We start from the raw sequence: 3,215 nt of genomic DNA on the forward strand, positions 1-3,215 counted from the left end.
ATCTCGTCCAGTCGAACTACGATCTGGAAGCGACGACCGTGCCGCTGTCGATGGGCCTGCTCTACGCGCCGATGGTGCTGGCCGGCATCGTGACGACGCTGCAGGGCCTCACCGAACTCGTCGCAAATCTGCGGAACTGGCGGACCTCGCCCTATGAGCCGGTTGCGGCCACGCTGCAGGAGCCGGCGGAATGAGCGCGCTGATCTTCAAGATCTCGGCCGTCTGGCTGCTGTCCATCCTGGCCGGTTTCCCGCTCTTCGCCTCGATGGGGCTCGCGGCCTTCGCCTTCGTGCTGATCGGCGATCTCTCGGCCTCGATCGTGCCGCAGAAGATGGCGCAGGCGATGAACTCCTTCCCGATCGTCGCGGCGCCGCTCTTCATCCTGATGGGCAACATCCTGGCGGCGGCGCGCATCACCGACCGCATCGTCGACTTCGCGACGTCCGTGATCGGCTGGCTGCGCGGCGGCTACGCCCATGCCTCGATCCTGACCAGCATGATCTTCGCCGGCATGGCCGGCTCGGCGGTGGCGGATGCGGCCGGCTCCGGCGCGATCGAGATCCGCGCGATGCGCAAGGCGGGCTACCGGCCCGAGACGGCGGCGGCGATCACCGCGGCGGCGGCGACGATCGGGCCGATCATCCCGCCCTCGCTGCCGATGGTGATCTACGGCGTGACGGCGGATGTCTCGATCGGGCGGCTCTTCATCGGCGGCGTCATTCCCGGCGTCCTCATGGGGCTGTCGCTGATGGTGATGGTCGCGATGATCGCGCAGCGGCAGGGCTTCCGGAAAGAGAAGTTCAAGGGCTTCCGCGAGATCGGCCGGACCTTCTTCAACGGCTTCTTCGCGCTGATGACGCCGCCGCTGATCCTGGGCGGCATGTTCTCGGGCGTCTTCACGCCGACGGAGGCGGCGGCCGTCGCATGCCTCTATGCGCTCTTCCTCGGCTTCTTCGTCTACCGCACGCTGGAGGTGAAGCAGCTCTGGCCGATCCTGATCGACACGGTCGAGACCATGGGGCTGGTCGCCGTGCTGGTGATGGCCGCCGGCGCGCTCGGCTGGTGCATGTCGATCTCGCGCGTGCCGCAGACGCTGACGCCGATGATCGTCGAGACGATCCAGCACCCGCTGCTGTTCCTGCTCGTCTGCAACCTGATCCTGCTCGTCGTCGGCTGCTTCATGGAGGCGCTGGCGGCGCTGCTGATCCTGATCCCGATCCTGGTGCCGGCCGCGCACAGCTTCGGCATCGACCCCGTGCAGTTCGGCATCATCATGATCCTCAACCTGATCCTGGGTACGATCCACCCGCCGATCGGCGTCGTGCTCTTCGTGGTGACGCGCATCGCCAACGTCTCCTTCGAGACGATGTCGAAGGCGATCCTGCCCTGGCTCGTGCCGCTGCTGGTGGTGCTGGCCGCGATCACGCTCTGGCCGCCCCTGACGACCTGGCTGCCGAACCACGTCATGGGGCCGTGAGGAGCCAGGAGCGGGCTTGCTGGCAGCTTGTGTCAGCAATGGTCGCCTGCCGGGTTCGCCAGCGGGCGCCGATCGCCTAGACTGGCGGGGATGCGCGAGATCGGCGGCCTGCTGCGGCAATTCCTCCATCTGTGGCGCTTCGGCTGGCCGATGCTGCTGTGCATCGCCGCCGGCGGGGCGCTCGTCAACGATCTGCTGCTGCCGCTGGCGGTGAGGGCGGGCTTCGCCAACGCGCTCGCCGGGTTCGTCGTGCTGTCCTTCATCGTGCTCGCGAAGCTCGTCGCCGTGGTGCTGATGTTTCTTGCGCTCCGGCCGGCCATGCCCGTGGTCACCGCGCTGTTTCCGGCGCAGGCCCGGGCCGGCCCGGCGGGCGACGCGCCTCGGGAGCAGGGCTGGCTCGCCGTGGTCGCAATCGCGATCATTCCATTCTTCGCCTATTACGCCGCCTGGGGTTTCCTCGGCGATACGGTGCGGGACTATTCCCTGCTGGCGCTGCAGATGGCGGAGCTCGGCCAGCGCGTCGCCGTGCTCGACGTGCCGACGACGCTCTGGCTCTTCGGGGCGGTGGCGCTCGCCTTCGGGGTGCGGCGGCTGGCGAAGCTGATGCAGACGCGCAGTTCGCGGCCGGCCTGGCAGTTCGTCATCGTGCTCTGCGACGCCAACTGGGTCTTCATCGGCCTTTACGTGATCGCGGGCTGGAAGGACGCCGCCTGGGCCTGGATCGGCGCCGGCGGGCCCTTGCCTTATCTGATCTGGCTCCGCGACCTCGCCTTCGGCCTCGTCGGCAAGGCGCAGGCGGCAGCGTTCACGGCCGTGGACCTCGCGCCACCCTCGCTGGAGAGCAGCCTGAAGGGGCTGTTCCTCTATGCGCTGCTGCCGCTGGTCTGGCTGCTGATGGCGGCGGTGATCTACGGCTTCGACATGAAGGAAGCGGGGCCGCTGACGAGCCATCGGCGCACGGCCGCGGCGCTTTCGCGCTATGGCCGCCTGCCGAAATTCCTGCGCGAGTTCATCGACCATTTCATCGCTGGCTATCGCTCGCGCTATCTGCCGGTGGTGAACAGCGTCCGCCTCGCCTTCGGGGCAGGGCTGCCCGTGCTGCTCGGGCTCGTCGTGCTCTGGCGCGCGATCGGCTGGGCAGCGGCCTGGGGCTGGATCGGCCTCGCGCAGCTCATCGGCCCGCAGGAACTGCCGGCCTGGCAGGCGATGGCCAGCGTCATCGCCTTCTTCCTGGGGGGGCCAAGCGATATCCGCGGCGGCATCCTGGTCGATGCCCTGCGCATCTGCCTGGTCGCCGCCGTGATCGAGCAGGCCGCGGAGAAGCGGGCAGAGGCGCTCAACGCTCCCGCCGGAAGCGAAGATAATGCGGCCGCGAGCCCGGCAGGCTCACGGTGACGTCGGCCGTCTGGAAGGCCGATGCCGGCAGGATGAAACTCTCGGTGATCGCCACGGTGCTGCCGGCCGCCGGCTTGCCGAGGACGGCCGGGCCGCAGCTCTTGCCCTCATCCCTGTCGCGGCGGATCACGCGGCCGGCCTCGCTCGGCGGCAGGAAGCTCGGCTGCCAGCGCCGGCCGTCGGGCCCGGTCAGGGCGATGCGGCAGGGCGGCGTGGCGACCGCTTCCGCATCCAGGACCTTGGCTTCCATCCGCAGCAGCGCGACGGCGGAGCCGTCCGGCCGATCGACGATGCGCTGCAGGCTGACGATGCGCCACTCGGCACCGGCCAGAACGGCCGGCCG

Annotated in this window: 3 protein-coding genes and 1 pseudogene; 3 read left to right on the forward strand and 1 reads right to left on the reverse strand. The window is 69.1% G+C overall.

The genetic code is table 11. The annotated features are described in order from the left end of the window. The 3 genes from ACIPIA_RS12980 to ACIPIA_RS12990 all read left to right on the forward strand — a co-directional run. Nucleotides 1-194 (forward strand): hypothetical protein (locus tag ACIPIA_RS12980; RefSeq protein WP_400510152.1); only part of this gene is annotated, 194 nt, incomplete at its 5' end. Then, nucleotides 191-1,477: a TRAP transporter large permease gene (locus ACIPIA_RS12985; protein WP_400510153.1), complete on the forward strand. Its 1,287-nt coding sequence runs from the start codon at nucleotides 191-193 to the stop codon at nucleotides 1,475-1,477. The genes ACIPIA_RS12980 and ACIPIA_RS12985, both read left to right, overlap by 4 nt. A gap of 90 nt (nucleotides 1,478-1,567) precedes the next feature. Continuing rightward, nucleotides 1,568-2,872 (forward strand): hypothetical protein, encoded by a 1,305-nt coding sequence (locus ACIPIA_RS12990; protein WP_400510155.1) that lies wholly within the window; start codon nucleotides 1,568-1,570, stop codon nucleotides 2,870-2,872. Here the strand turns inward: ACIPIA_RS12990 and ACIPIA_RS12995 are convergent. Then, nucleotides 2,814-3,215, reverse strand: a pseudogene (locus ACIPIA_RS12995) (hypothetical protein); the annotation flags it as partial. The gene ACIPIA_RS12990 and the pseudogene ACIPIA_RS12995 overlap by 59 nt on opposite strands.

The sequence above is a fragment of the Allobosea sp. CER48 genome (assembly GCF_044752385.1).
In the GTDB taxonomy this organism is placed as follows: Bacteria; Pseudomonadota; Alphaproteobacteria; order Rhizobiales; family Beijerinckiaceae; genus Allobosea.

Coding starts and splice junctions, on each gene's coding strand:
- ACIPIA_RS12985 (WP_400510153.1), top strand. CDS start 191: ATGAGCGCGCTGATCTTCAAGATCTCGGCCGTCTGGCTGCTGTCCATC.
- ACIPIA_RS12990 (WP_400510155.1), top strand. CDS start 1,568: ATGCGCGAGATCGGCGGCCTGCTGCGGCAATTCCTCCATCTGTGGCGC.